Below are 4984 nucleotides of genomic sequence, written 5' to 3' on the forward strand. Positions count from 1 at the left end.
CACCAAAAGCGGTTGGATAGAGCCGGAACGGAAGATCCAACTCGTTGGGCAGGAGCGGCACGACTACGGCCGTCCGCACGATGTAGGCTACCCCATTCGGGGCATGCACAAGAACGAGATGCTTTACGTCAAGAACTACCAGAACGACCGCTGGCCAGCGAGCAATCCTGAGACGGGGTACCTCAACACCGACGGAAGCCCCACCAAAACGCTCATTCTCAACAACCGCCGCCAGGGCGTAGACAAGAGTTTCTGGGATTTGAGTTTCGGTAAACGACCCGCCGAGGAGCTCTACGACCTGAAAAAAGACCCCGACTGTGTGGTAAACCTGGCCGCACTACCCAAGTACCAGACCGTCAAAAAGGCGATGGAGAAAGAAATGGAGGCCAAACTACTTGCCCAGGGCGACCTGCGGATGCTGGGCTACGGCCACCTCTACGAGCAGTATCCGTTCAGCCAGGACGTCAACGGCTTTTACGAACGCTACATGAAAGGCGAGAAAATCCCGACGGGCTGGGTGAATGATAGCGACTACGAGGACGGGCCGATCGAGGATTGACCACTACTTCAACTCCAACTCCTCCGTATTGACCTTGAACTGAACGCCGACCGCTTTTTGCATAGCATTTTTCATTTCGGAAAGTTTTTCGGGTTGTGCCTTAGCAATATTCTCCCGCTGACCAGGGTCTTTGGTTATGTCAAAGAGATGCGCTTCGGGAGCGATTCCCGTTTCAATATTTACCTGCTTCGACAAAGCATTTCCCTTGTATGCAGGAATCAGGATGTAATTTCCCTGACGAAAAGCCAGGCGGCCCGTAGCCTCCAGCACTAGTTCGTCGCGGCCTTTTTTGGATTCACCCAGGAAAGCCGCCAGTGTGTTTTGGCTGTCAGCCGAGGGGTTTTTCTGTCCGACTAACTCCGCCAAACTACCCACAAAATCCACCTGACAAACCAGCGCGTCCGACACCTGGGGCTCGATACGGCCCTTCCAGTAAGCGATGAAGGGTACTTTGGTGCCTGCCTCGAACAGGCTGTATTTTCCGCCGCGCAACGGCCCGGCGGCTTGGTGATCGCCGATTTTCTCAACGGCGTCGTCGTAGTAGCCGTCGTTCAGCACTGGCCCGTTGTCGCTGCTGAACAACACAAGGGTATTCTCAGCCAGGCCATCGGCTTCCAGTTTTTTCATGATTTCACCCAGGCACCAGTCGGCCTCGACGATAGCGTCGCCGCGCGGCCCCATGCCTGATTTGCCCACGAAGCGCGGGTGCGGCACGCGCGGGACGTGCGGTTGCTGCAAGGCGTAATACAAGAAGAAGGGTTCGCCCGTTTTCTCGGGATTGTTGTCATCGATGAAAGCTTTGGCCTGATTCAAGAACACATCAGCCATGTCCTCATCGTGCCATAAAGCCGACTTACCGCCTTTCTGGTAGCCAATGCGGGGGATGCCGTTATGCACCGATTGGTTGTGACCGTGGTGCCACTTCTGCTTCGTCATGAGCTCGGGATTAGAAATCGCGGTTGGTTCGCCGGGGAAATTCTCCTTGTAGCTTACCTGAATCGGGTCGTCGGCAGTCAGGCCCACCACGCGGCGGTTTTCGATATAGACCGTCGGGGTACGGTCGGTAGTGGCAGCCATAATGTAAGAGTAGTCGAAACCTACGTCATTGGGATTGCCGTGTAATTCTTCGTTCCAGTCCACATTCCCGTCACCGATGCCGAGGTGCCACTTGCCGACCACCGCCGTGCGGTAGCCCGCTTGTTTTAGCATTTTGGGTAGGGTAACAATAGTGGTGTCGATCAGCAGCGGCGCATCACCGGGCAGAATGCGTGCCTTTTCATTGCGCCAGGGATAGATGCCCGTCAGCAAGCCGTAGCGACTGGGTGTACAAGTGGCGGAAGTGGCATAGCCATTGGTGAATCGGATGCCACCCTTTGCCAGGGCGTCGATGTTGGGCGTCGGCAGCGTGTTCTGGCCGTAGGCACTCACGTCGCCGTAGCCGAGGTCGTCGAGATAGACGACGAGAATGTTGGGCCGCTCCGGCGTACCGGGTGCATTTTTGGACTTCGAATCCTGGCTTTCGGAATTTGAACAGGCAAGCTGGCAGACACAGAGTATTCCGGCTAAAAATAGTGATAAGTATAAACGCATGGATAACGATTTGGGGGTTTGGTTTTCAGGAAAAGCACACTATCTACTAAATCTAAGGCCCCCAGATTGATAATTGCCCATTAGAAGTAGGTCAGGGAAATAATTTTCTTTTGCTCAAAAACCTTCCTCTTGCTAAAAATGAGCTCAACTACTTGCCGCGTACGCCTTTTTCTCCTTCTTCTGACAACCGTATTTATTTTTTCCTGCAAAAAAGTTTCCCACCCCATAACGGAAAAAACTACCAGCAACAATAGGGCGACCGCCCTAAAGTCGGCTCCCGGAACGCCAAACCGGGACCAGCCCAACATTCTCCTCATCCTGACCGACGACCAGGGCTACCACGACGTGTCGTACTACGGAACCAAGGATTTGCGAACGCCCAACATGGATCAGATCGCCAGGGACGGGATGCGGTTCGATAATTTCTACGCCAACTGCCCCGTCTGCTCACCGACCCGCGCCGCTCTGCTCACGGGGCGCTACCAGGACTACGTGGGCGTGCCGGGTGTCATCCGCACCCATCCCGAAAATAGTTGGGGCTATTTCGATACTAAGGCGCAGACGCTGCCCTCCGCCCTCAAGCAGGCGGGCTACCACACCGCCATCATCGGCAAGTGGCACCTCGGGCTGGAATCGCCCAACACACCCACTGAGCGCGGCTTCGACTTCTTCCACGGTTGGCTCGGCGATATGATGGACGACTACGTGGCAAAGCGCCGCCACGACGTCAACTACATGCGCCGCGACGGGCAGACCATCGATCCCGAGGGCCACGCTACGGATATTTTTACCCAGTGGTCGGCGGATTATATCAAGTCAAGAGGTGTTTCCAAACAGCCTTTTTTTCTGTATCTGGCCTACAATGCGCCGCATTTTCCGGTGCAGCCACCCGCCGACTGGCTAAAAAAAGTGCAGGAGCGCGAGCCGGGCCTGCCTCCCAAACGCGCCCAACTCGTCGCTTTCATCGAACATCTCGACGATGGCATCGGCAAAGTGATTCAGGCCCTGAAAGAAAGCGGCCAGTATGACAATACGCTCATCATCTTCACCAGCGATAATGGCGGCCACCTGCCCAGTCTGGCCAACAATGGCCCCACCCGAGACGGCAAGCAGAGCATGTACGAAGGCGGTCTGCGCGTTCCGATGGCCATTAGTTGGCCGGGAAAAATAAAGCCGGGTACGGTGTCGGCGCAGAATAATTTATCGATGGACCTGTTCCCGACGCTGCTGGAAGTAGCCGGAGCGCCCGCTGTTCAGGGCATTGAGGGCCGTAGTTTTTTGGGTACTTTATTGGGGAAGACGCCCGCCGCAGAACCTGATCGTCCGCTGTACTTTACGCGCCGTGAAGGTGGTAATGACTACGCCGGACAATGCAGCTACGCCCTTCGCCTCGGCGATTGGAAGCTGGTGAAGAACAAGCCTTTCCAACCTTTGGAATTGTTCAATGTAAAAAATGACCCACTGGAAACGAAGGATTTGGCTGCTCAGGAGCCGAAAGTATTCAATCGGCTATCTGCTGAACTGATGTTGCACATTCAGCGCTCGGGCCGGGTACCGTGGCAAAAACCGGAAAACCAACCCTGATGATTCATCTATCAACCTAACTTCCTACATGAGGCTTCGCTATCTCTTTTCTTCTCTGATAATCATTTTTTCTACCAACTCTCTGCCAGTTCAGGCGCAGAGTACTATTTCCTCGCCATCTTTCATCTGGTGGAATCCGGCGGAGGCCACTTTTCCAGTCCTAGAAGGAAAGGCCTGGCCGAAAGAAACCAAAGAATTTTACGACCGACTCCCCGCGCGGGCCGAGGGACAAGTGCGAAAGGCCGTCTGGAATCTTTCGCAAGAATCGGCGGGGCTGATGCTGCGCTTTCGGGCCAACAGCGACCAAATCAAGGTTCGTTACATCGTCGGGAACAATCATGCCATGAAGCACATGCCCGCAACCGGAGCCAGCGGGCTGGATTTGTACGCGATTTCGAGCGATGGCGACTGGCGCTGGTGCGCCGGAAAATTTGCTTTTGGTGACACCATCGAATACCATTTCCGCAACCTCGAACCCAACGATAGGTACCACAAACTGGGCCGCGAATACCGCCTCTATCTTCCGCTTTATGACACAGTAAAATGGCTGGAAATCGGCGTTCCCGACAGCACGATTCTCACCCCGCTGCCCGTTCGCCCCGACTTACCCATTGTGGTTTATGGTACTTCCATCGCGCAGGGGGCCTGCGCCTCCCGCCCCGGAATGGCCTGGCCGACGATCCTTTCCCGAAAAATGGATCGTCCGCTGATCAATCTTGGCTTCTCGGGCAATGGTCGCCTGGAACCGGAAGTGCTGTCGCTGGTGGATGAAATCGAAGCAAAAGTTTTTATTCTGGATTGCCTGCCTAATCTCGTCAATCAGGAAGATTACCCGCTCGATACGGTGCGCGGTCGCATCATTCAGGCCGTCAGGATGCTGCGGCAACGGCACCCGACGACGCCGATTCTCCTGGCCGAACACGCGGGTTATACCGATGCGGGCATTAATCCAACCAGCCGAAAGCGGTTTTCGGAACCCAACGAGGTACTGCGGCAGGCTTTTGCCCAACTGCATAGGGAGAATTTAAAGGAAATTCATCTGCTACCCATCGCGGATTTTAACCAGGACATCGAAACGATGGTGGATGGCACCCATCCCAACGACCTGGGGATGATGCGCTACGCCGAGGGCTACGAAAAACACCTGCGCCAAATCCTGCGCGAGCCGCAGGGCGAGGTCAGCACCACCCGCCCGCTCATTCAAATGCGCGAACTACCTAACTACGACTGGGACGCCCGCCACCGCGAAAT

At 55.3% G+C, this 4984-nt stretch carries 3 protein-coding genes and 1 pseudogene; 3 read left to right on the plus strand and 1 reads right to left on the minus strand.

Annotated features, from left to right (window positions below):
• Positions 1–559, plus strand: a pseudogene (locus tag ACEW8P_RS00740) (heparan N-sulfatase); the annotation flags it as partial.
• Positions 560–562: 3 nt separating this feature from the next.
• Here the strand turns inward: ACEW8P_RS00740 and ACEW8P_RS00745 are convergent.
• Complete coding sequence (locus ACEW8P_RS00745) at positions 563–2149, minus strand: arylsulfatase (protein ID WP_373511198.1); 1587 nt, start codon at positions 2147–2149, stop codon at positions 563–565.
• 138 nt (positions 2150–2287) lie between these two features.
• Between ACEW8P_RS00745 and ACEW8P_RS00750 the strand changes: the two genes are divergently transcribed.
• Both ACEW8P_RS00750 and ACEW8P_RS00755 read left to right on the plus strand, forming a co-directional pair.
• Positions 2288–3733, plus strand: coding sequence for a sulfatase (locus ACEW8P_RS00750; protein WP_373511199.1), 1446 nt, complete (start codon positions 2288–2290; stop codon positions 3731–3733).
• A gap of 28 nt (positions 3734–3761) precedes the next feature.
• Positions 3762–4984: SGNH/GDSL hydrolase family protein (locus ACEW8P_RS00755; protein WP_373511200.1), on the plus strand; the 1223-nt coding region annotated here is incomplete at its 3' end.

This window comes from Persicitalea sp. (assembly GCF_041751555.1).
Taxonomy (GTDB): domain Bacteria; phylum Bacteroidota; class Bacteroidia; order Cytophagales; family Spirosomataceae; genus Persicitalea.